The following is a 24,209-nucleotide window of genomic DNA, read 5'->3' as shown; positions in this document are numbered from 1 at the left end:
CGCCAGGCCGGGTGTGGTCAAATACCGACTTTGTATGTGTGGACAATCGGGCGATGCCGCAAGACACCGCTAACACCGCTGAATCGGCTGGCCGCGCCGCCAGGCGCGGGGTCGCGCGCGCCTTGGCAGCACTCGGGGCGCTGGCGCTGGCCTTGGCGGCCGGTACGGCCCGGGCCGCCTACAAGGTCGAGGTCGAAGCCCCCAAGCCGATTCGCGAGATGCTCGAAGAGCACCTCGACCTGGCCCGCTACAAGGAGCGCACCGACCTGTCCCAGGACCAGTTCGACTATATGGTCGAGACTGTCGGCGAGCAGGTGCGGGCCTTCACCTCCACCGAAGGCTATTTCGATCCCACCACCACCACGCGCGTGGAAGGCGAGGGCGACAAGCGTGTGGTCCACGTGATGGTCGACCCCGGCGCGCGCACGCTGATCCGCAACGTCGACATCCAGGTGACTGGCCCCGCCGCCACGCAAGCCCCCGCGCAGGTGGCGGAAATGAAGGCCAAATGGGGCTTGCCGGTCGGCGAGCCGTTTCGCCAGAACGACTGGGACAAGGCCAAGGAAGACGCGCTGGTCACCCTGCAGAGCCACACCTACTACGGCGCGCGGCTGGCTGCGTCGCAGGCGCGGATCGAGCCGGACGAGCTGCGCGCGGACCTGTCGACGCACTATGCCAGCGGCCCGGCCTACCGACTGGGCGCGCTCAAGGTCACCGGCACGCGGCGCTACCCCGAACAGATCATCTACAACGTCAATCCGCTCAGCGAGGGCGAGCCGTACCGGGTGGAGCGGCTGCTCGAGCTGCAGCGTGCGATCCAGAATCAGCCGTACTTCTCCAACGTGCTGGTCGACCTGGAGCCGCCGGCGGACGCCGACAAGGCGCCCGACGGCGTGGTCACCGCGCCGGTGTCGGTGCGCGTACGCGAATATCCGGTGCACCGGCTCAATAGCGGCGTCGGCTTTACCACCGATACCGGGGCGCAGGTCGAAGGGCGTTATTCGTACTACAACCTGTTCAACCGCGCCTGGACCTTCGACTCGCAGGCGCGCATCGAACAAAAGCGTTCCTACCTGTTCGCCGAGGCGGCGATGCCGCCGTCCCGCGGTGCCTACCGCAACAGCGTGTACAGCAGCTACGAGCGCACCATCGACATCGAGAACACCGACACCACCAGCCTGCGCACGGGCCTGAAGCGCTCGCGCTCGCGCGAGAAATACGACGTGACCACGTCGCTGGACTTCTACTACGACAAGCTGCTGCCGGTGGGGCAGCCCGCCCAGATCAGCAAGGCGCTGGTGCCGGCCTTCGCCTGGACCCGCCGCGACGTCGACAACCCGGTGTTCCCGCGCCGCGGCAATGTGATCAGCACCCAGATCGGTGTGGCGGCGAAGGGCTTGCTCAGCGACGCCACCTTCCTGCGGCTGTACGGCCGCATCCGCCAGTACATCCCGGTCGGTACGCGCGACCTGGTGGTGGCCCGCCTCGAGCTGGGCGCCGACCTGACCGGCGACAGCTCCAGCCAGATCCCGGCCACGCTGCGCTTTCGCGCCGGCGGCACCGATTCGATCCGTGGCTACAGCTACCAGTCGATCGGCATGCCCAGCGGCGCCAGCATCCTGCCGGCCAAGTACCTCGGCACCGGCAGCCTGGAATACCAGTACTGGTTCAAGCCGGACTGGGGCGTGGCCGTGTTCTGGGACGCCGGCACCGCCGCCGACAACCTGCGCGGCGTGACGATCTACAACGGCGTGGGCGTCGGCGTGCGCTGGCGCACGCCGGTGGGCCCGCTGCAGCTGGACGTGGGCTACGGCATCCAGAAGCAGCAGTTCCGGCCGCATATCTCGCTGGGGGTGGCGTTCTGATGAACGTGCACGACCTGCCTGCCGTGCCCGGCGGCGGCGACACGGCGCCGCCGCCATCCGATCCCGCACCGCGCAAGCGCCGGCGGCTGTGGCGCGCGCTGGGCTGGCTGGCCGGCATCCTGCTGTTGCTGGCGGTGGTGCTGGTGGCCACCGGCGTGGCGGCGCTGCGCACCGAAACCGGTACGCGGCACCTGTGGACGCTAGCCACGCGGCTGTCGGCCGGCATGCTCAGCGGCCGCGTGGAAGGCGGCACTGTGGCGCACGGCCTGCGCCTGCGCGACGTGGTGTTCGCCAGCGGCCAGACGCGGGTGACGGTCGACCGCGTCGACGGCAGCTGGAACCTGAGCTGGCGGCCGCGGCGGCTGCACGTGCAGTGGCTGCGCATCGGCAAGGCCGAAGTGCGGCTCGGCCCTGCCGAGCCCAGCACCGGGCCGATGCAGAAGCCTGCTTCGCTCGAACTGCCGCTGGCCATCGATGTCGATACGCTCACGCTCGAGCGCCTGTCGCTATTGCAGGGCCCGGCGCCGACAGCCGAGCCGATGGTGTTCAGCAACCTGGCCGGCGCCCTGCACAGCGACGGCCAGCGCCACCGCGTCAGCGTCGACAAGCTGGAAACGCCTTACGGCAAGCTGGCGGCCAATGCGCAACTGGGCGCCGCCGCCCCCTTTGCACTCAGCGCGGAAGCCTTGCTGGAAAGCAGCTGGCAGGACGAAGCCTTCGCCGTCAATGCCACCGCCAATGGCAATCTCGATGCCTTGCGCGCCGAGGTGCAGGCCAGCGGCGACCGCATCCACCTGCGTGCCGGCGCGGACCTGACGCCGTTCGGCAAGGTGCCGTTTACGCACCTGCTGGTCGATGGCGACCGCATCAACCCGCGCCTGTTCAGTCCGTCGGCGCCGCAGGCCAACCTGACCGTGCATGCCGAACTGCGACCGGTGGCGGGCGCCGCGTCGGCGCCCGCGGCGGCTTCCGCGCCGGCGGCGTCAGCCGCCTCGGCCCCCGCCGCCGCGCCCGCTGCGGCGCCGCTGGCGGTCGCCGGCGATATCGAGATCCGCAACCTGGAGGCCGGCCCGCTGGACAAGCAGCGGCTGCCGGTGCAATCGGTGCGCGCCCGGGTCGAGCTGAGCGAGATGGCGCAGGCGGTGTCGGACCTGCGCGTGGCGCTGACGGGCAAGGCCGAGATCGCCGGCAGCGGTGCGCTGCGCGGCGGCCGTGGCGGCTTCGACCTGGACGTACGCCGGCTGGACCCGGCGGCGCTGCACGGCTCGCTGACCAGCGCCAGCCTGTCGGGCCCGGTGGTGATCCGCATCGAGCCGGGCCGCCAGAGCGTGGCGCTGGACCTGTCGGGCGGGCCGTTCAAGCTGTTCGCCGACGCCAGCATGGACGCCGAGACTGTCACCCTGGCCGCGCTGCGCGCCGTGGTCGGCACCGGCCTGCTTACCGCCGAAGGCAAGCTTGGACTGAAGGACAAGCAGCCGTTCAGCTTCAAGGGCAAGCTGTCGGCGTTCGATCCCGCACGTGTGGCCAAGGTGGCCGCGGGCCGCATCAACGCCGATTTCACCGCGACTGGCGAGCTGGCGCCGCAACTGGGCGTGGCGCTGGACTTCGCCGTGCATGAAAGCGAATACGCGGGCCTGCCGATGACCGGCGGCGGCAAGGTGCGCCTGGCGGGCGAGCGGCTGTTGCCGAGCGAGGCCGCGCTCAGCATGGCCGGCAACCAGGCCAGCCTGCGCGGCAGCTTCGGCGCGCGCGGCGATGCGCTGAAACTGGCGGTCGATGCGCCGCAGCTGGACCGGCTGAAGTTCGGCGTGGCCGGCAAGCTCAAGCTCGATGCCACCATCACCGGCACGCTGAAGAAGCCCGAGGTGGTGGCCGACTACAACGCGCAAACGCTGGAAGTGGGACCGCACAAGGTGGCCAGCGCCAGCGGCCGCGCCGAAATCCGCGGCGGGCTGGACGGCCCGCTGTCGGTGCAGCTGGCGGCGCGCGGCTACCGCGGCCCGCATGCCAGCCTGAGCACGCTCGATGCCACGCTCAACGGCACCCAGGCCAACCACGTTTTCGACGTCAAGGCGGCCGGCACCCTGAACCAGCGGCCGTTGCAGCTGGCACTGGCCGGGCAGGGCGCGTGGAAGGGCAAGGACGGCTGGAACGGCACCATCCGCACGCTGGAAGAGCGCAGCACCGTCAACCTGCGCCTGGCCGCGCCGGCGCAGCTGCTGGTGGCTGACCAGCGCGTGCGCCTGGGCGCCACGCGCCTGCTGCTGGACCGGGCCACGCTGGCGATCGACAGCCTCGACTGGGACCATGGCCGCATCCGCAGCGCGGGCAGTCTCGACGGCCTGCAAGTGGGGCGGGTGCTGGAACTGATGGAAACCCTCACCGGCGAGCGGCCGCCGGTGCGCTCCGACCTCGTTATCGATGGCCGCTGGAACCTGGTGCTGGCCGAGACCGCCAGCGGGTTTGCCGAATTGCGCCGGCGCAGCGGCGACCTGTCGGTCAACGCGGGCCGGGGCTTTACCACCCTTGGCCTGGGCGAGACCAGCCTGCGCGCCGACGCCGGCGGCAACCGCATCGCGCTGCGCGGCGGCATGGTGTCGGGCCGCATCGGCAAGGTGGTGGTCGATGCCTCGGCCGGCCTGGTGCAGGAGCAGGGGCTGCAGACCGTGGGCCCGGCCTCGACGCTGGGCGGCACCGTCACCGTCGACGTGCCGCGGCTGAAGTCGCTGGAAGCGCTGACCGGCCCGCAGTACGCCTTCGACGGCCGCCTGGCCGCGGCGATGCGCCTGGCGGGCACCGTGGCGGCGCCGCTGCTGACCGGCACCATCAACGGCGACAACCTGGCGGTCACGCTGTACGACCAGGGGCTGCGCCTGACCGACGGCACCGTGCGCGTGGTGCTCGACCAGAACACCGTCGAGCTCAGGCAGGTGGAATTCCATGGCGGCGAGGGCAAGCTCACCGCCACCGGCAACATCAAGCTGGGCGAGGCCGATCCAAACCTGACCGGCAGGATCGTCGCCGACAAGCTGCAGCTGTTCGCCAGCCCGGAGCGCACGCTGGTGGTCTCTGGCGACGCCAGCATCGCCAACGAGAACAAGCAGGTGGTGATCCGCGGCAAGTTCCGCGTCGACCGCGGGCTGTTCGACCTGCCCAAGGCCGGCGCGCCGGTGCTGGGCGACGACGTCGTGGTGATCCGGCGCAAGGACCAGCGCGCGGTCAAGACCGCGGCCACGCAAATGCCCGAATCCAAGCCTGCCAGCCGTTTCAGCCCGGTGATCGACCTGAGCGTCGACCTCGGCAACAACTTCCGCTTCCGCGGCGCCGGCGCGGACCTGCTGCTGGCCGGCCAGATGGGGGTGAAGAGCGAACCGCTGGCGCCGATGAAGGCCACTGGCACGGTGCGCGTCACCAGTGGCACTTACGAGGCCTTCGGGCGCAAGCTGGACATCGAACGCGGCATCATCAACTTCAACGGCCCGATCGACAACCCGAACATGAACATCCGTGCCATGCGCCGCAACCAGGAAGTGGAAGCGGGCGTCGAGGTCACCGGCACGGTGCGGCTGCCGCGCGTGCGGCTGGTGTCGGAGCCCAACGTGCCCGATGAGGACAAGCTGTCGTGGCTGATGTTCGGCTACGGCGCGGAAAGCGCCGGCGCCGGCCAGCAGCGCCAGCTGAGCGGCTCGGCATTGGGCGGCGCCGCGCTGGGGCTGATCGGCGGCAAGGCCGGCAAGGGCATCGTCTCGCATTTCGGCATCGACGAATTCTCGATCGGACCCAGCACCGCGGGCCTGAACGACCAGCAGGTAGTCAGCATGGGCAAGGCCATCACCGAACGCATGTCGGTCGGCTATGAGCAGAGCCTGACCTCGGCCTCGAACGTGGTGAAGCTGACCTGGCAGTTCTCGCGGCGCTGGTCGCTGATTGCCAAGGGCGGCTCCATCAACGGTTTGTCGGTCTTGTTCAACCGCCGCTTCGACAGCTGGGCCAACCTGTTCAGCGGGGCCCCGAACCGCGGCACCAGGAGGAGCCAGCAGGATGAAAGCCAGCCACTTGACCCCGAAAGCGCCGCACAGGCGGCATCGGCCGTCATCGCCGAGCCGGTGCGCCGCTGAATTCCCTTCGACCTTTGCCGCGTCGCCGCGACGCCTAGCCGCCATGGGACTGATTGCCTCGATGCTTGCGCTGTTTGGCTGCGACCAGCGGAAGGTCGATGAAGCCATGAAGAAGGCGGGCGAGACCGCCCGCAACACGTGGAACGCGATCAAGCCCGACAGCGAGCTGTTCAAGGGCATCGTGCCGGGCCAGTCGACCGAGGAGGACCTGCGCCGCCAGGCCGGCAAGCCCGAGATCGTCTGGGAAGAGGCCGACGGCGGCCGCCGGCTGGAGTACCCGCGCGGCCCGGAGGGCACCACCACGTGGATGGTCACCATCGGCGCCGACGGCAAGGTCGCGAAGATCGAGCAGGTGCTATCGGCCGAGCACTTCGCGCGCGTGCGCCCCGGCATGAGCAAGGACGACGTCCGCCGCCTGCTGGGCAAGCCCACCAAGGTGGAGGCGTTCGCGCTGAAGCAGGAAGAAGTGTGGGGCTACCGCTGGATGGAGACCTCGACCGACAAGGCCTTCTTCAACGTGCATTTCAACAGCGACGGCACCGTCACCACCACCTCGCGCAGCGACGATCCGTCGAAAATGCAGGGCGGCTGACGCACGGCCCTGCGCCCGTGGTCACTGCAGCAGATGGCAGGCGGCCACGTGCGCCGGCGCGGCGGGGCCGGCGGCCGGGTCGAGCCGCCGCATGCGCGGGACCTCGGCCGCGCACGCCGGCAACGCGCGCGGACAACGCGGATGGAACTTGCATCCCGGTGGCGGGTGCAGCGCCGAGCCGATATCGCCGAGGATCAGGCCTTCGGCGGGCTGGTGATCCGGGTCGGGCCGCGGCGCCGAGCCCAGCAGGGCCTGCGTGTAGGGATGGCGCGGTGCGCCGAACACCGCGGCGCTGGGGCCGCTTTCCGCCATATTGCCCAGGTACATCACGCCCACCGCCGAGCTGAAGTGCTCGACCAGCGCCAGGTCATGGGCGATCACCACGTAGGCCAGCCCGAAGCTGCGCTGGATGTCCGACAGCAGGTTGATGATCTGCGCGCGGATCGACACGTCCAGCGCCGAGGTCGGCTCGTCCAGCACCATCAGCCGCGGCCGCAGCGCCAGCGCGCGCGCCACCGCGATGCGCTGGCGCTGGCCGCCGCTGAACTCGTGCGGGTACAGGTCGAGCGCGCCGGGCGGCAGGCCGACGATCTCCAGCAGTTCCAGCAGCCGCGCCCGCAGCGCGGCGCGGTTGCCGCCCTGGCCATGCGCCAGCAGCGGCTCGGCCAGCAGCATGCTGACCTTGAGCCGCGGGTTGAGCGACGACGACGGGTCCTGGAACACGGCCTGCACCTGGCGCCGGTAGGCGAGCACGCCCTTGCGGTCCAGCGCCAGCACGTCCTGGCCATCGAAGCGGATCGCGCCGGCGCTGGGCCGCTCGAGCAGCAGCAACTGGCGCGCGATGGTGGTCTTGCCGCACCCGGACTCGCCCACCAGCGCAAAGGTCTGGCCGGCGTCGACGGCAAAGCTGACGCCGTCGACGGCGCGCACGGTGCCGCCGCCGCGCGCGGGGAAATGCTTCTTCAGGTCTTGCACTTCAAGCAGCATGGCGCCTCCTGGCTTGCGCGGTGTCAACCGGACGAGGCCAGCCAGCAGCTGACCTTGTGGCCGGATTCGAGTTCGATCTCGGGGGGATAGGCGTCATCGCACAGCGGCTTGCGGTGCGGACAGCGCGCCGCGAAGCGGCAGCCGTGCGGCGGGTCGACCAGGCTGGGCGGGCTGCCCTGGATCGCGTACAGCCGTTCGCGCCGCTCGCCGAGGCGGGGCAGAGCCTGCAGCAAGGCCTGCGTGTAGGGGTGGGCGGGGCGCTGGTACAGCGTGCGCACGTCGCCGGTCTCGACAATGCGCCCGGCGTACATCACCGCGACCCGGTGGCAGATGCTGGCGGCCACGCCCAGGTCATGCGTGATCAGGATGATGCCGACGCCGGTCTGGGCCTGGATCCGGCGGAACAGCGCCATGATCTGCACCTGGATGGTCACGTCCAGCGCCGAGGTGGGCTCGTCGGCCACCAGCAGCCGCGGCGCGCTGGCGATGGCCATGCCGGTCACCACGCGCTGGCGCATGCCGCCGCTGAACTGGTGCGGGTAGTCGTCCAGCCGCGACTCCGGCGAGGGGATGCGCACGCTGTCCAGCACCTGCACCACCTCGCGCCGCCTCTCCGCGCGACTGTCGGCGCGGCCGTGGTAGTGCAGCGGCGCGCCGACCTGGTCGCCGACCGTGAACACCGGGTTCAGCGAGGTCAGCGGGTCCTGCGAGATCATCGCGATCTTGCGGCCGCGGTACTGCGTGCTCATGGTCTTTTCCGGCAGCTGCAGCAGGTCCACGCCATCGAGCAGCACCTTGCCGCCGAGGTGCACGCCGCCCTGGCGCGGCAGCAGGCGCAGGATCGACAGGATGGTCATGGACTTGCCGGAGCCCGACTCGCCCACCACGCCCAGGGTCTCGCCCTCGTTCACATGCAGGTCGACGCCGTCGACAGCGCGCACCATGCCGCGGCGCAGTTCGAGGTGGGTGGTCAGGCCCTGCACTGACAGCATGGGCGTGCCGCGCGGGCGGGCGTCCTGGGCGGGCGTCGGCAACGGGCGTTGCGCCACGTGCGGATCGGGGCCGGTCATAGCTGCCTCCGTTTCGGGTCGAAGTGGTCGCGCAGCCAGTCGCCCAGCAGGTTGGACGCCAGGCAGGTGGCCATGATGGCCAGTCCGGGCATGGTGATGGCCCACCACGCGTTGGTGATGTAGTTGCGCGCATCGGCCAGCATCAGCCCCCACGACACGTCGGGCTGCTGGATGCCCAGGCCGAGAAAGCTGAGCGAGGCCTCGAAGATGATCACCTGTCCCACCTGCAGCGTGGCCAGCACCAGCAGCGTGTTGAACAGGTTGGGCAGCAGGTGGCGACGGAAGATGGTGAGCGTGCCGCAGCCGGCCACGCGCGCCAGCGCCACGTAGTCGCGCTGCTTGAGCGACATCACCTCGCCGCGCACGATGCGCGCATACCAGGTCCAGTAGGTGACCACGATCACCAGCACCACGGTCTCGAAGCCCGGGCCCAGCACCGCCGCCAGCACCAGCGCCAGTGCCAGCGCCGGGATCGACATCTGGATGTCGACCAGCCGCATGATGAGCGCGTCCAGGCGCCCGCCGAAGTAGCCGGCCAGCATGCCCGCGGCGGTGCCGATGCCGCCCGAGATCAGGATGGCGTACAGCGCGACCACCAGCGAGATGCGGGTGCCGGCCATGATGCGCGTCAGCAGGTCGCGGCCCATGTTGTCGGTGCCGAGCGGATAGGCCCAGCTGCCGCCTGCCAGCCAGGCCGGCGGCTGGAACGCCAGCCCGAGGTCGAGGCCGTTGGGGTCGTGCGGCAGCAGCGCGTCGCCGCCCACGGCGCATGCCAGCAGCAGCGGCAGCACCGCCAGCGCAAACCAGGGCAGGCCGCGCAGGTTGCGCCGCGGGCGCTTGCGCACGGGCGCCGTGGCGGCGCCGGCGGGAGGGATGGCGATCTCAGGCATGGCGGATCCTCGGGTCGATCAGGCCGTAGCTCAGGTCGACCAGCAGGTTGGACAGCACGAACAGCACGGAGGTGAGCATCACCCCCGCCTGCACCACGGGAAAATCGCGCGCGAACACGGCTTCGACCACGGTGCGGCCGACGCCGGGCCAGGCGAAGATGACCTCGACCACGAAGGCGCCGCCCAGCATTGCCGCGAAGTACACGCCGAGGATGGTCACCAGCGGAATCGCCGCGTTGCGCAATGCGTACTTCCAGATCAGCACGCGCTCGGGCAGGCCCATGGCGCGGCCCATGCGGATGTAGTCGCTGTCGAGCACATCGAGCATGGCCGAGCGCACCACGCGGGTCTGCGCTGCCACCGGATACCAGCCCAGCGCGATCGCGGGCAGCACCAGGCTGCTCCACGATTCGCGCCCGAACGCCGGCAGCCAGTTCAGCTGCACCGCGAAGAACAGGATCAGCAGCAGGCCGACCCAGAAGTTGGGCATGGCCTGCCCCGCCATGGCGAAGACCTTGGCAAAGCGGTCGAACCACGAGCCGCGCCAGACCGCCGACAGCACGCCGAACGGCACCGCCATCGCGATCGAGAACGCCAGCGCCGCCAGCGCCAGTTCTACCGTGGCCGGCAGCCGCTCCAGGATCAGGCCGAGCGCCGGCTCCTGCCAGCGGTAGGAATTGCCGAAGTCGCCGGTGACGGCGTTGCGCAGGAAGACCAGGTACTGCGCCACCAGCGGCTGGTCCAGGCCGAGGTGCTGCCGGGTCTGCTCGATCACTTCGGGTGGCGCGTCGGCGGGCAGCAGCAACGCGAGGGGGTCGCCGGACAGGCGCGAGATCAGGAAGATGATCACGCTCGCGCCCAGGATGCTGATCAGGCCGTGCAGCAGGCGTTTGGCAATGGGCATGGCGGGCTCCATCGGAGAATGTCAGCGGGGATGCCGCGCCGGCGCGCACGGTGGCACGCGGCCGGACGCGGCGGCGGATCAGTGCTGCTTCCAGCTGACTTCCTGGAACGAGCGCCAGTAGTCGCGGATCGGCCAGGGCACGTAGTCGATCTTGTTGTCGCGCCAGGCAAAGGTCACCAGCGGGCGGTAGGTCGGCAGGCCGCCCAGCACGCGCTCCTGCTTGAGGCGGGCGATCTGCTGCAGCAGCGCGGTGCGCGCGGCGGGGTCCATGGTCTGGCGCTGCTTCTCCAGCAGCGCGTCGACCTCGGGGTCGCTGGTATAGGAGTAGGTGCCCCAGCCGCCGCCGGCCTGGTAGCTGTGCAGGTGGCCGGACCACGCCAGCCCCGGATCGCCAGGCAGGCCCTGCGACCACATCCAGCTCAGCACGCCGTCCATCTCCGGCGGGCCGGAACGGCCGCGCTTGCCCAGGCTGATCCACGCGCCGTATTCCAGGTTGCGCACCTGGCAGCGGATGCCCACGGCGCTCAGGTAGGCGTACATGGCTTCGCCCACTTCCTTCACGCCCGGCTCGCGCGGCGTGGTGAGGTTGTAGCAGGGCGTGTCGAAGCCGTTGGGATAGCCGGCCTGCTTCAGCAGTTCGCGCGCGCGCTTCTGGTCGAAGGCATAGGGCTTGAGAGCGGGATCGTAGCCGTTGGAGCCCTTGCCCACCTGCGCGTAGCGCTCGCCCTGGCCGAACAGCACGCGCTTGATGATGGCGTCGACGTCGATCGCATGCGCGGCCGCCTGCCGCACCCGCACGTCATGGAACGGCGACTTCGGCATCTGCGTGTTGAAGTTAAGGAACAGGTTGTTGCCGCTGACCAGCGTGACGGTCTTGACGCCCGGCATCTTCTTGAATTCCTCGACCATCGAAGGCGGCACGTTGTCGATGAAATCGACCTTGCCGGTCTTGAATGCCGCCACCCTGGTCAGGTCCTCGGGAATCACCTTGATGGTCAGGTCCTTGATGCCCGGGCGCTTGTCCTGGTTCCAGTAGCCGTCGAAGGCTTCCAGCTTCAGCTCGTCCTTGACCGTGCGCGAAACGAACTTCCATGGCCCGGTGCCCACTGGCTTCCTGGCGAACTCTTCCTCGCCAACCTTCTGGATGTACTTCTTGGGCATGGCCCACAGCTGCATGTTGCCGACGATGAACTGCGCGTCCGGCTCCTTGAAATGCAGCCTGAAGCGGTGTGCATCGACGATCTCGAAGCGCTCGACCGACGACACATAGTGCGAGAAGAAGCTGCTCTTGGGATCGCGCTGGCGCTGCCACGAGAACTCGAGGTCCTCCGACGTCAGCGGGTCGCCGTTGTGGAAGCGCACGCCCTTGCGCAGCTGCACGTCCAGCACCGGCTTGCCGTCCTTGCCGGTCTCGAGCTTCCAGCTTTGCGCCAGCCAGTTCTCGTCCTTGAGTGCGGCGTTGCGGCGCACCAGCATCTCGAAGATCTGGCCGACAAAGTAATGATCGACGCCGGCCGAGATCTTGACCGGATCGAGCGTGGTCGACTCCGCGCCGAAGGCCACGGTCAGGCTGCCCGTGGCGGGCGCCGGCGCGGCGCCGTGGGCTACGGGCACGATGGCCGCGGCCAGCATGCCGGCAAGGAGGCCGGCCAGCGGGCGGTGGCGGGCGGCAACGGTCAGTTTCACTTGCATGGTGCTCCTCCTGTGGCGCCGTCTCGGGGCGGCGCTGTGGTGTGGACAACGGATGCGCTCAGCGCGGGAAGCTGCTCTCGAGCTGGCGTACCACTTCCAGCAGGCGCGGCCGCACTTCCTCGAGCAGGAACGCCGGCGACAGGCGGAACGACGGCCCGCCCACGTTGAGGGCCATGGGCGGCATGCCGTGGCCGGGCTCGAAGCCGCGCGCGATGCCATTGACATCGGCCTGCCACTCGCCCATCGAGCAGGTCACGCCCAGGCTGCGGTGATCGGCCAGCGCCTGCTCGATGCCCTGGCGCAGCCGCGGCCAGGCCACGTCGTCGACGTCGCGCACCTGCTCCATGAAGGCTTGCCGCTCGGCGTCGGCCACCACCGCCAGCCAGGCGCGGCCGATCGCCGAGGTCGCCACCGGAATGCGCGAGCCGGTATCGAGCGTCAGCGCAATCGCGGCGCTGCTGCGGCAGTGCTCGACATAGATCATCGAGAAGCGGTCGCGCGTGCCCAGCGACACGGTGCCGCCGGAGAAATCCGCCAGCTCCTGCATCAGCGGGCGCGCCACCTTGCGGATATCCAGCCGCGACAGCATGGCGCTGCCCAGCCGAAGGCACGCCGTGCCCAGGCTGTACTGCTGGCTGCCCTCGGCGCGCGCCAGGTAGCCCAGCCGGGTCAGCGTGGAAGTCAGGCGCGATACGGTGGACTTGGGCAGCTGGCAGCGCCGCGCGATTTCCTGGTTGCCCAGCGCGCGGTCGCTGGTGCGAAAGCACGCCAGCACCTCGAGCCCGCGCGCCAGCGCGGTGACGAAGTGGCGGTCTTCCTTGATGGTGCCGGTGGATCGATCGTGCATGGCCGATGGCTCCGTGGTGGCTCCGTGGGGTGGCGCCGGGTTGGCGCCGGGTTGGCGCCAAGCCGCGTGGCGTCCTCGCCGGTGCCGCGGGACAGATGGGTAGCGCTTGCGCTCAGCCGCCGGCCTCGGTGTCCAGCAGCGCCTGCAGCTCGACCTTGCGCACCTTGCCGGTGGCGGTCAGCGGGAACTCCGGCAGGATGCGGACTTCCGGCACCTTGTAGACCGCCATCTGCTCGCGGCACCAGGCCTGCAGCGTGGCGGCGGTGGTGCCGTCGGCATGCTCGGGACGCAGGCGGATAAAGGCCACCGGCACCTGGCCCTTGTCCGGGTCGGGACGGCCCACCACGGCCGAGCCCAGCACCGCCGGGTGGCGCGACAGCAGCACTTCCAGCTCCGACGGGAACACGCTCATGCCGCGCACCTTCAGCATCTCCTTGCGCCGTCCCAGGAAATGCAGGTAGCCGTCCGCGTCATACGCGCCGATATCGCCAGTGCGGAACCAGCCGTCGCGGAACACCTCGACATCCACCTCGGGACGGCCCCAGTAGCCCTTGAACAGCGACGGCGTGCTGACCACGATCTCGCCTTCCTCGCCGATCGGCAGCACCGCGCCGGTGTCGAAGTCGCAGATCTTGATGCGCGTGCCCGGCACCGGCAGGCCGACGAACACCGGGCGGCCGCGCAGGTCGAGGTCGCCGTCCTGCATGCCGGTGGTGAAGGTGTCGCTGGTGTGGGTTTCGGTCATGCCCCACGCGCCTTCGGCGATGATGCTGCCGGTCAGCGCATGCCAGCGCTGGCGGATGTCCGGCGTGATCTTGCGGATGAACGAGGCCGCGCGCGTATGCTGCAGCGAGCGCAGGTCGTAGCGGCCGCAATCGGGGTGGTTCATCAGCTCGACCGCGTTGTCGACCACCACGAAGGTGCGGTTGACGCGATAGCGCTCGATCGCGGCCATCACCGCGACCGGGTCCCAGCGCGCCAGCAGCACCACGGTCGCGCCGCTGAAGATCGGGTAGATCAGGCCCAGGTTTTCGCCGGCGATCCAGAACATCGGCAGGAAGTTCAGCATCACGTCGTCCGAGCCCTCGGCCAGGCGTGCCGCGTCGACCCCGCCGGTCAGCGCATACGAGGCCGCCGCGGTGTACAGCATGTCGCGCTGCGTGTGCATGCAGCCCTTGGGCAGGCCGGTGGTGCCGCCGGTGTAGTTGAGCGCCGCCAGCGCGTCGAGGTCGACCGGCGGCAACGCCACCGGTTCGGTCCCGCGCAGGGCCTGCAGCAGGTCGATAGCGCCTTCCACGGCCAGCGCGGGCGCGTCCAGCCCGGCCGGCAGCGGCAGCTCAGGCTGCGCCGGCAGCATCGCGCCGGCGCTGATGGTGTAGACGGCTTGCACTGGCGTCTGCGCGCGCACCGACATCAGCAGCGGCGCCAGCTGGTCCTGCACGATGATGGTGGTGGCCCCCGCATCGTTCAGTTCATAGACCAGCTCGTGCTCCTTGAAGAGCGGGTTGACCGGCACATACACCGCGCCCAGCTTCAGGATGGCGTAGAACACCACGTGGAACTGGGGGCAATTGCCCATCATCACCGCCACGCGGTCGCCCGCGCCCACGCTGCGGCGCTTGAGCAGCGCGGCACAGCGCTCGGACAGGTCGTCGAGCTCGGCATAGGTGATGGTAGTGCCGTACCAGACCAGCGCCGCATGGCCTGGGCGCTTGCGCGCCCAGGCGCGCAGGTAGTCGCCCAGCGGGGCCTCGCCATGGGGATAGACCGGTGCATCGGGCAGGCCGGCGGGCCAGATCTTGCGATGCCGGGCTTCCAGGTCCGCGAAGAACGCCTGTTCGTTCATCTGCTGTCTCCTCTTGCTGTCGCTCTGGTGTGGTGTTTGCCGCCGCGCCTACCAGGCGTCGACGAAGGCGCGTATCGGTCGCTGCGAACGCTGCGGGTCGGCGGCGCCCGCGTCGAGCCCGCTGACCAGCCACTGCCGCGTGGCGGCCGGATCGATCACCGCATCGAGTTCCAGCGCCGCCGCGGCGTTGATGGCATGGCCGCGTTCGTACATCTGCGCCACCAGTTGCTGGTACAGCGCATCGCGCTGCGGCCCGGCCGGCAGCGCTTCGAGTTCCTTGCGGAAGCCCAGCCGCACCGCGCCCTCCAGCCCCATGCCGCCGAACTCGCCGGTCGGCCACGACACCGTGAAGCTCGGCGCGCGGAAGCCGCCCGCGGCCATCGCCATCGCGCCCAGCCCGTAGCCCTTGCGCAGTACCACCGCCAGGAACGGCACGCGCAGCTTGGCGCCGATCACGAACATGCGCGACACGTGGCGCACCTGGGCGCGGGCCTCGACCTCCGGGCCCACCATGAAGCCCGGCGTGTCGATCAGCGACACGATCGGCAGCCCGTGCGCGTTGCACAGCTGCATGAAGCGCGCGGCCTTGTCGGCGGCGTCGGCATCGATGGCGCCGCCGAGGTGGCGCGGATTGTTGGCGAGCAGGCCCACCGGCCGGCCTTCGATGCGCGCCAGCGCGGTGTGGATGCCGGTGCCGAAGCCCGCGCGCAGCTCCAGCACGCTGCCTACGTCGGCCAGCGCCGCGATGGCGGCACGGGTGTCGTACACGCGCAGCCGGTTTTCGGGCACCACGTGGCGCAGCGCGAGCGGGTCAGGCGCCTGCCAGGCTTCGACCCGGCCCTGGAACATCGACAGGTAGTGCTTCGCGGCGGCCACGGCCGCGGCCTCGTCGTCGACCAGCAGGTCGGCCACGCCGTTGTGGTACTGCACCGCGGCCGGCCCGATGTCCTCGGGCCGGAACACACCGAGGCCCCCGCCTTCGATCATGGCGGGACCGGCCATGCCGATGTTGGCGTTGCGGGTGGCAATGATCAGGTCGCAGCAGCCCAGCAGCGCGGCGTTGCCGGCAAAGCAGCGCCCGGACGCGATGCCGACCACCGGCACTTCGCCGCTGAGTTCGGCGAACGCCCCGAACGACGGCTGGTACAGGCCCGCCACGGTGGGGAAGTCGACATCGCCGGGACGGCCGCCGCCGCCTTCGGCAAAGATCACCGTGGGCAGGCGGTTGCGCAGCGCCACTTCCAGGATGCGGTCGGTCTTGGTGTGGTTACGCTTGCCCTGGGTGCCGGCGAGCACGGTGGCATCGTAGGCCAGCACCGCGCAGCGCGCGCGTTCCGGCGCGAACAGGCTGCCGTTGACCGTGCCGGTGCCAGTGATCAGGCCGTCGGCGGGCGTGTTGGCGATCAGGTCGGCCTCGCTGCGCCGGCTGGCCTGCGCCGCCAGCGCCAGGCCGCCGTACTCGCGGAAGCTGCCGGCATCGCACAGGTCGTCGACATTCTCGCGCGCGGTGCGCTGGCCGCGCGCACGGCGGCGCGCCACCGCCTCCGGGCGGGCGGCGTCGTACAGGAAGGCATGGCGGTCCAGCACGCGCTGCAGGTCCGGGCGGATCGCCGCGGGGTCGGCGTATTCGGCTTCGCCGCCGGCCTGCGCGCCGGCGTCGGCCGGCTCCAGCACCAGCATTACCTGGCCTTCGGCCACCTGCTCGCCGCACGCGCTGCGCAGGTCGATCACGCGGCCCGCGCGCTCGGCCACGATGGCATGTTCCATCTTCATTGCATCGAGCACCGCCACGGTCTGGCCGGCCTGCACCACGTCGTTCTCGCGCGCCAGTTCGATCACGCGGCCGTTCATCGGCGCGCGCACCGCGCACAGGCCCTCGCCCAGCTGCTCGTCGAAGCTGGCGGTGCTGGAGGGTGCCGCCACTGGGGCTGCGCTGCCGCCCGACAAGGCTTGCCGTGCCGCGTCCTGCGCGCCGATCTGCGCGGCGCGTTCCAGCAGCGCGGGCAGCGCGGCTTCCATATAGCGCGTATGCACGTGCTGGGTGGCAAAGTCATCGCGCTCTGCCAGGGCGCGCAGCAGGTCCAGGTTGGTGGCGATGCCGCCGATATTGAATTCAGCCAGCGCGCGTTGCAGGCGCCGCACCGCGTCGGCGAAGTGGTCGCTCGCGGAGGTGACGATCAGCTTGGCCAGCAGCGTGTCGTAATGCGCGGATGGCGCGTAGCCGGTATAGCCGTGGGTGTCGACGCGCACGTCCGGCCCGGTGGGCGGATCGAAGCGCTCCAGCCGGCCTTGCGCCGGGCGCGCCAGCCCTTGCGCATCGGTGGCCTCGGCATTGACGCGCACCTGGATGGCATAGCCGCGCACGCGCGGCGGATGCTCGGGGTCCAGCCCCAGCTCGGCCAGGCGCCGGCCCTGGGCCAGTCCCAGCTGGATGGCGACCAGGTCGACCCCGGTGACCTGCTCGGTGACGGTGTGCTCGACCTGCAGGCGCGGGTTGGCCTCGATAAAGACAAAGGCGAGGGCTGCGCCATCGCTGGCGACGCGGGCACCGTCCTCGGGTTCTTCGACCAGGAATTCGAACGTGCCCAGGCTGCGGTAGCGCGCCTCGCGCGCCAGCGCGCAGGCGGCGTCGACAATACGCTGGCGCAGCGCGGCATCGAGCGCCGGGCTGGGCGCGATCTCCACCACCTTCTGGAAGCGGCGCTGCAGCGTGCAGTCGCGTTCGCCCAGCGCGATCACGCTGTCGCCGTCGCCGGCGATCTGCACTTCGATATGGCGCGCGCGGGCCACCAGCCGCTCGGCGTAGATGGCATCGACGCCGAACGCCGAGCGTGCTTCGGAGCGGCAGCGCGCGTAGGCTTCAGCCAGGGCGTCGCGCTCGCGCACCACGCGCATGCCGCGCCCGCCGCCGCCGCCCACGGCCTTGAGTACCACGCCGGCGCCGTCCTGCTCGTCGAAGAAGGCCGTCACCGCATCGAGCGTGGCGCCGCCTGGCGTGGCCGGCATCACCGGCACGCCACAGCGGGCCGCCAGCGCCAGCGCGCGGCCCTTGTCGCCGAACAGGGCCAACTGTCCGGGCTCGGGGCCAACAAAGACGATCTGCGCTGCCGCGCAGGCGCTGGCAAAGTCAGCCCGCTCGCTAAGGAAGCCGTAACCGGGGTGGATGGCATCGCAGCCGGTGGCACGCGCGGCGGCGATGATGGCGGCGATGTCGAGATAGGCCGCCGCCCCCTCGCCCTGCAGCGCGACGGCTTCGTCGGCCAGCAGGCGGTGCCGGCTGTTGGCATCGTCGGCGGCGTAGACGGCCACGGTGGCGATGCCGAGATCGCGGGCGGCGCGCTGCACGCGCAACGCGATCTCGCCACGATTGGCGATCAAGAGCTTCTTCACAAATGTCCCCTTCCATGCGAAGCGGCGGCACGCAAGCGCGCAAGCGGGTTGCGCCGCCGGCTTCTTGTTTTTGTGGTTTGTGATTCTGCGAGGTGGAATCTACGCGGCAAGCCAAGGGGTCACAAGCGCGATGCGCCGGAACCATGTATGACATGCCGCGTGTGCATAGAGCAGGGGAGCGGGAGGGGATTTGGTGCCGTCCTGTTCTGCATTGCAGAATTCAGGTGGCTATGGCGGGCGAGAAGTTGCACCCTGGGGAACGCGGCGGCGATTCGCCGCGATGGAACCCACGCCACGGGCGTGCCGCGGGATGGCAGCCCTCTCCCGCGCTGCGGAAGAGGGGATAGCGATAGAACGATCAGCCGATGCGCATGCCCGGCACCGCGCCGCTGTGCGGCTCCAGGATGTACAGGCCGGGCGCGGCCTTTTCATCCGCGGCCGAGGCCGCCAGCACCATGCCTTCGGACACGCCGAACTTCATCTTGCGCGGTGCCAGGTTGGCCACCACCACGGTCAGCTTGCCCACCAGCTGCTCGGGGGTGTAGGCCGACTGGATGCCGGAGAACACATTGCGGGTGCGGCCTTCGCCCAGGTCCAGCGTCAGCTGCAGCAGCTTGTTCGAGCCTTCCACCTTCTGGCATTCGACGATCTTCGCCACGCGCAGGTCGATCCTGGCGAAGTCGTCGATGGTGATGGTGTCGGCGATCGGCTCGATCGCGGTTGCGGCTGGGGCCGGTGCCGCGGCCGCCTGCAGCGATTCGCGGTTGGCGGCCAGCAGCGCGTCGACCTGCTTGGCATCGACGCGCGTCATCAGGTGCTGGTAGGGCTGCACCGGGCTGGCGGCCGACAGCTGCTTGTCGATGGCGCGCCAGTCCAGCGGCTCGACATTCAGGAAGCGCTCCACGCCCGCGGCCACGTTGGGCACCACCGGCTTCAGGTAGATCGTCAGCAGGCGGAATGCTTCCAGCGAGACCGAGCACGCCGCATGCAGCGCGGCGCGCTTGCCGTCGTCCTTGGCCAGCTCCCACGGCTTCTCGGTGTCGACGAAGGCATTGACGCCATCGGTCAGCTCCATCACCAGGCGCAACGCCTTGCTGTACTCGCGGCTTTCATAGAGGTGCGCCACCTGCGGCGCGGCCTGGCGCAGCTGCTCCAGCAGCGGATGGGCCAGCGCGGCTTCGTCGACCTTGCCTTCGAAGCGCTTGACCAGGAAGCCGGCGGCGCGGCTGGCGATATTCACGTACTTGCCGATCAGGTCGCTGTTCACGCGCGCGATGAAGTCATCGAGGTTCAGGTCGAGGTCTTCCATGCTGGCGTTGAGCTTGGCGGCGAAGTAATAGCGCAGCCATTCCGGGTTCATGCCGGTGTCGATATAGCTCTGCGCGGTGATGAAGGTGCCGCGCGACTTGCTCATCTTGGCGCCATCCACGGTCAGGAAGCCGTGGGCGAACACATTGGTCGGGGTGCGGTAGCCCGAGAAGCGCAGCATCGCCGGCCAGAACAGGGTGTGGAAGTACAGGATGTCCTTGCCGATGAAGTGGTACTGCTCGGCGGTCGAGTGCGGGCCGACCCAGGCGTCGAAATCGATGCCGCGCTGTTGCGCCAGGTTCTTGAAGCTGGCGTAGTAGCCGATCGGGGCGTCCAGCCACACATAGAAGTACTTGCCCGGCGCGCCAGGGATCTCGAAGCCGAAGTAGGGCGCGTCGCGCGAAATGTCCCAGTCGGACAGGGTCGAGGCCTCGCCCTCGGCGCCCAGCCATTCCTGCATCTTGTTGGCGGCTTCCGGCTGGGCCAGGTCAGCCACCCACTCGCGCAGGAAGCTTTCGCAGCGCGGATCGGACAGCTTGAAGAAGTAGTGGGCCGACGACTTGCGCACCGGCGTGGCGCCCGACACCACTGAATAGGGGTTCTTCAGGTCGGTCGGCACATAGGTAGTGCCGCATACCTCGCAGGAATCGCCGTACTGGTCCTTGGCGCCGCACTTCGGGCACTCGCCCTTGATGAAGCGGTCGGGCAGGAACATGTTCTTGACCGGGTCGTAGAACTGCTCGACCTCGCGCTCGGCGATCAGGTCCTCGGCCTTCAGCGCCAGGTAGATCTTTTCGCACAGTTCGCGGTTTTCCTCGGCGTCGGTGCTGTAGTAATTGTCGAACGACACCAGGAAGCTGTCGAAATCACGCTTGTGCTCGGTCCAGACGCGGTCGATCAGCGCCTTGGGCGTGATGCCTTCCTTCTCGGCGCGCAGCATCACGGGGGTGCCGTGGGTATCGTCGGCACCCACGTAGTAAACCTCGTTGCCCATCATGCGCTGGAACCGCACCCAGATATCGGTCTGGATGTACTCCACCAGGTGGCCGATATGGATCTGGCCGTTGGCATAAGGCAGGGCGGATGTGACGAGGATGCGACGTGCGGTCATAAACAGGAGCCGGTCAGGAGCGGGGGATACGTAGGGACGGCGTCAGCCAGGACGAGCGGGCGCGTGCCGGGAAGGGGCTATTTTAACAAGTGGCCGGCCGCCGCGCGGTGGTTCCGCATCGCGGAATGGGGAGTTTGCGGAATCCGCGCGGGCAAAAAAAAGCGCCGGTCAGAGCCGGCGCAGCTTTCCACAACGGAAAAGGAGGAGAAATCAGGTACCGCCCGGGAGGTCAGCCACCCATCGCGAGCCAGCAACGGTGGCAAGCGGCACCTGTTTCTATGACAGGGTCACCCTTGGATTGGTTTCAAATAAATTTCGACGCGGCGATTTTGTGCCCGTCCGGCCTCGGTCGCGTTGTCCGCGACGGGCTGGCTTTGCCCGCGGCCTTCGGCCGACAGGCGGTTGCGAGCGACGCCGCGATCACCCAGGTAGCCCGCCACGCTCTGGGCGCGGCGTTGCGACAGCTGCATGTTGTAGTTGGGGTTGCCGGTGCTGTCGGTATGGCCCACCACGTTGGCGCTGACGTCCTGGTGCTGGCCCAGGGTCTGCGCGACCTGGTCGAGCACCGAGCGGAACGACGGCTTGATGCTGGCGCTGTCGGTGTCGAAGGTGACCTGGCTGGGGATGTTCACCTTGAGCGAGCCGTCCGGCTGTTCGGTGATCTGGGTGCCCGTGCCCGCGGTGTCCTTGTTCAGCTTGCCGCGGATCGCGTTCCAGTTGTAGCCGGTCGCGCCGCCGATGGCACCGCCGACCGCGGCGCCCACCAGCGTGCCGGTGGTGTTGCCGCCGATCAGGTTGCCCAGCCCCGCGCCGACCGCGGCGCCGACGCCGGTACCAACCGCCGTATGGGTTTGCTGTTCGGTGGCGCAGCCAGCGGCCAGCAGCGTGGCGGCGGCGAGAGAAACGGTAACGAGCTTGATGTTCATGCTTTCTCCTTCTGATGTTCCCGTAAATGTTCTTGGTACCGCATCGCGGATGGTAACGCCATGGCGCAAGCGGCAGGTAACCCATGGTGCGCGTCGCCCCGGCACCGCGGAGGTGCCGCGGTGCCGGGCCGCCAACCGCACTACAATATGGATATGGCGGCGCGCGCACAAGTGCAAGCTTGTGAGATTTGTAAATGTCTGTAATCCCCCACCTGGCGGAGGGAATTGCGCGCGGATTTCCGCCGTTCATGGCCGGTGCTGCATACTTTGATACATTAGGCGCAGGCCATCATGCGCCCGTCCCCCACCTAGCGAAGCGGAGTTTGTCTTGAGCGTCAGCACTGAGCAGGTTACCGAAGCCCTGCGCACCGTCATCGACCCCAATACGGGCAAGGACCTGGTGTCCACCCGCTCGGCCAGGAACATCCGTGTCGATGGCGGCGAGGTATCGCTGGAAGTTGAACTGGGCTACCCCGCGAAGAGCCAGTTCGATCCGATCCGCAAGCTGGTGGTGGCCGCGGTCCGGCAACTGCCGGGCGTTACCAATGTCAGCGTGGCCGTCAATATGAAGATCGTCGCCCACGCGGTGCAGCGTGGCGTGAAGCTGCTGCCTGGCGTGAAGAACGTGATTGCGGTGGCATCGGGCAAGGGCGGCGTGGGCAAGTCGACCACGGCCGTGAACCTGGCCCTGGCGCTGGCCGCCGAAGGCGCGCGCGTGGGCATGCTCGACGCGGATATCTACGGCCCCAGCCTGCCGATGATGCTGGGCATCGACGGCCGCCCGGAATCCGCCGACGGCCAGACCATGGAACCGCTCGAGGGCCATGGCCTGCAGGCCAACTCGATCGGCTTCCTGATCGAGCAGGACAACCCCATGGTGTGGCGCGGCCCGATGGTCACCTCGGCGCTGGAGCAGCTGCTGCGCCAGACCAACTGGCATGACCTGGATTACCTGATCGTCGATATGCCGCCGGGGACCGGCGACGTGCAGCTGACACTGTCGCAAAAAGTGCCGGTCACCGGCGCGGTGATCGTCACCACGCCGCAGGACATCGCGCTGCTGGACGCCAAGAAGGGTCTGAAGATGTTCGAGAAGGTGGGCATCCCCATCCTGGGCATCGTCGAGAACATGGCGGTCTATTGCTGCCCGAACTGCGGCCATGTCGAGCATATCTTCGGCCAGGGCGGCGGCGAGAAGATGTGCGCCGACTACGGCGTGGACCTGCTCGGCAGCCTGCCGCTGAACCTGCAGATCCGCGAGCAGGCCGATTCCGGCCGCCCCACCGTGGTGGCCGAGCCCGACAGCCCGGTGGCCGAGATGTACCGCGCCATCGCGCGCAAGGTGGCGATCAAGGTCGCCGACAAGGCGCGCGACATGACCAGCAAGTTCCCCAGCATCGTGGTGCAGAACACCTGAGCGCCAGCCTTCCGCCATGGACAGCCAGCCCACCCCCGACCTGCCGCCGCCCGGCACCCGTCCCGCCGTCACCATGGCCGTGGTGATGCGCAAGGTCGCGCTGGCCAACCGCTGGCAGCCCTGGAAGTGGCAGCTGGACGCGGTGCTGCCTGACCTGGGGGAGTTCGGCACGCACCCGGTTTGCCTGGAGCACGATGCCCATGGCGCGCGCTGGCTCTACCCTGGCTTCGAGGTGGAACTGTTCCGCGACCAGGGCGAAGGCTACTACCTGAACCTGACCTCGGCCACGCCGTGCTGGTTCGTGCTGTGGCGCATGCCCGAGGACGAAGGTGACGGCGACGCGGCGCACCCCGTGCCGGTTACCGTGGCGCTGTCGTACAACGAGGCCGGGCGCTGGCTGGATGCCGGCGAGACGGTCGAGAACGTGCCGCTGGCGCCGGAGCAGCGCGACTGGCTGCAGGCTTACGTCAACGAACATTACCGGCCCGAGCCCAAGCAGCGGCGCCGGCCCGAATCCTTCAAGGCGCCGGAAGAGCGCGCCCGCTACTGACCACTGAACCGCCGCGAAGCGGCCCTGCCCATGAGCGAATCGTCCTTCCTGTCGCGCTGGTCGCGCCGCAAGGCTGCGGTGCGCGAGGGCGTGGCCGTGCCGGCCGAGCCGGCGCCGCCCGCGGCATCCGAGGGGGAGGCAGTGCCGGCGACCGTCGAAACCCTGCGCGAGGCGCCGCAGGAGCCGCCGCCGACGCTGGCCGATGTCGCCGCGCTGCGACCCGGCGACGAGATTGCCCGCTTCGTCGCGCGCGGCGTGGACGAATCGGTCAAGCGCGCCGCGCTCAAGACCTTGTTTGCCGATCCGCACTTCAATGTGATGGACGGGCTCGATATCTATATCGACGACTACAGCAAGCCGGACCCGATCCCGCCCGAAATCCTGCGCCAGCTGCGCCAGGCCGAGACCCTGGGCCTGTTCGAGCCGACCGACGAGGAACGCGCCGCGGCCGAAGCCGCGGCCCGGCTGTCCGGGGCGGAACAGGTACCGCCTGCAACGCATGAAGCGCCGCAACAGCAGGGCGAAGAAGCCGCCGTGCCGCTGGCGCAGGCCGACGCGCCGGTGGTCGCCGAAACGCAGCCGGCAGCAGGCAGTCAAAGCGAACAACAGGGCCAGCAAGACCCGCACAAACACGCGTAGCCCCGACCGGCAGCGCAGCCTACAATAGGCATCCCCACAATCCGCCGGCCCGCAGAC

The 24,209-nt window shown here is 69.3% G+C and carries 16 protein-coding genes; 6 read left to right on the top strand and 10 right to left on the bottom strand.

Going from position 1 to position 24,209, the window contains the following annotated elements; genetic code table 11:
• Positions 1–53: 53 nt before the first annotated feature.
• Genes ACOCMH_RS29425 through bamE form a run of 3 tightly spaced genes read left to right on the top strand, consistent with a single transcriptional unit; the run spans position 54 to position 6,575 of the window.
• A complete protein-coding gene (locus ACOCMH_RS29425) occupies positions 54–1,865 on the top strand; it encodes an autotransporter assembly complex protein TamA (protein WP_427310944.1) in 1,812 nt (603 codons plus the stop codon).
• Positions 1,865–5,983 (top strand): translocation/assembly module TamB domain-containing protein, encoded by a 4,119-nt coding sequence (locus ACOCMH_RS29420; protein WP_427310942.1) that lies wholly within the window; start codon positions 1,865–1,867, stop codon positions 5,981–5,983. Before ACOCMH_RS29425 ends, ACOCMH_RS29420 begins: the two co-directional genes overlap by 1 nt.
• A gap of 43 nt (positions 5,984–6,026) precedes the next feature.
• Entirely contained in the window at positions 6,027–6,575 is a 549-nt protein-coding gene (gene bamE, locus ACOCMH_RS29415; protein ID WP_427310940.1) for an outer membrane protein assembly factor BamE domain-containing protein, read from the top strand.
• Positions 6,576–6,596: 21 nt separating this feature from the next.
• On the opposite strand, the gene ACOCMH_RS29410 is transcribed toward bamE, so the two are convergent.
• From ACOCMH_RS29410 to ACOCMH_RS29365, 10 genes are all read right to left on the bottom strand, one after another.
• Positions 6,597–7,562 (bottom strand): ABC transporter ATP-binding protein, encoded by a 966-nt coding sequence (locus ACOCMH_RS29410; protein ID WP_427310938.1) that lies wholly within the window; start codon positions 7,560–7,562, stop codon positions 6,597–6,599.
• Between the two features lie 23 nt (positions 7,563–7,585).
• Complete coding sequence (locus ACOCMH_RS29405) at positions 7,586–8,632, bottom strand: ABC transporter ATP-binding protein (RefSeq protein ID WP_427310937.1); 1,047 nt, start codon at positions 8,630–8,632, stop codon at positions 7,586–7,588.
• On the bottom strand, positions 8,629–9,522 hold the full coding sequence (locus ACOCMH_RS29400; RefSeq protein ID WP_427310936.1) for an ABC transporter permease: 894 nt from the start codon (positions 9,520–9,522) through the stop codon (positions 8,629–8,631). The genes ACOCMH_RS29405 and ACOCMH_RS29400 overlap by 4 nt, the downstream gene beginning before the upstream one ends.
• Positions 9,515–10,426, bottom strand: a complete 912-nt coding sequence (locus ACOCMH_RS29395; protein WP_427310934.1) for an ABC transporter permease — start codon at positions 10,424–10,426, stop codon at positions 9,515–9,517. Before ACOCMH_RS29395 ends, ACOCMH_RS29400 begins: the two co-directional genes overlap by 8 nt.
• Positions 10,427–10,504: 78 nt before the next feature.
• Positions 10,505–12,118, bottom strand: a complete 1,614-nt coding sequence (locus ACOCMH_RS29390) for an ABC transporter substrate-binding protein (protein ID WP_427310932.1) — start codon at positions 12,116–12,118, stop codon at positions 10,505–10,507.
• 58 nt (positions 12,119–12,176) lie between these two features.
• Positions 12,177–12,965 carry an IclR family transcriptional regulator gene (locus tag ACOCMH_RS29385; protein WP_427310931.1) on the bottom strand — a complete coding sequence of 263 codons (789 nt, stop codon included), beginning with the start codon at positions 12,963–12,965 and terminating at the stop codon, positions 12,177–12,179.
• Positions 12,966–13,077: 112 nt separating this feature from the next.
• Positions 13,078–14,811, bottom strand: coding sequence for an AMP-binding protein (locus ACOCMH_RS29380; protein WP_427310929.1), 1,734 nt, complete (start codon positions 14,809–14,811; stop codon positions 13,078–13,080).
• Positions 14,812–14,859: 48 nt separating this feature from the next.
• Positions 14,860–18,201: a carboxyl transferase domain-containing protein gene (locus ACOCMH_RS29375; RefSeq protein WP_427310928.1), complete on the bottom strand. Its 3,342-nt coding sequence runs from the start codon at positions 18,199–18,201 to the stop codon at positions 14,860–14,862.
• 358 nt (positions 18,202–18,559) lie between these two features.
• Positions 18,560–20,620 (bottom strand): methionine--tRNA ligase, encoded by a 2,061-nt coding sequence (metG, locus tag ACOCMH_RS29370; protein WP_427310926.1) that lies wholly within the window; start codon positions 20,618–20,620, stop codon positions 18,560–18,562.
• A 287-nt stretch (positions 20,621–20,907) separates the two neighbouring features.
• Positions 20,908–21,546: an OmpA family protein gene (locus ACOCMH_RS29365; protein ID WP_427310924.1), complete on the bottom strand. Its 639-nt coding sequence runs from the start codon at positions 21,544–21,546 to the stop codon at positions 20,908–20,910.
• Between the two features lie 328 nt (positions 21,547–21,874).
• On the opposite strand from ACOCMH_RS29365, the gene apbC reads away from it, so the two are divergent.
• Genes apbC through ACOCMH_RS29350 form a run of 3 tightly spaced genes read left to right on the top strand, consistent with a single transcriptional unit; the run spans position 21,875 to position 24,152 of the window.
• Positions 21,875–22,963: an iron-sulfur cluster carrier protein ApbC gene (gene apbC / locus ACOCMH_RS29360; protein ID WP_427310922.1), complete on the top strand. Its 1,089-nt coding sequence runs from the start codon at positions 21,875–21,877 to the stop codon at positions 22,961–22,963.
• A gap of 16 nt (positions 22,964–22,979) precedes the next feature.
• Complete coding sequence (locus ACOCMH_RS29355) at positions 22,980–23,513, top strand: DUF3305 domain-containing protein (protein ID WP_427310920.1); 534 nt, start codon at positions 22,980–22,982, stop codon at positions 23,511–23,513.
• A 30-nt stretch (positions 23,514–23,543) separates the two neighbouring features.
• Positions 23,544–24,152 (top strand): DUF3306 domain-containing protein, encoded by a 609-nt coding sequence (locus tag ACOCMH_RS29350; RefSeq protein ID WP_427310918.1) that lies wholly within the window; start codon positions 23,544–23,546, stop codon positions 24,150–24,152.
• Positions 24,153–24,209: the final 57 nt, after the last annotated feature.

It is taken from the genome of Cupriavidus sp. H39, from assembly GCF_050271075.1.
Classification (GTDB): Bacteria; Pseudomonadota; Gammaproteobacteria; order Burkholderiales; family Burkholderiaceae; genus Cupriavidus; species Cupriavidus necator_B.
This window is presented reverse-complemented; position numbering and strand designations above follow the sequence as displayed.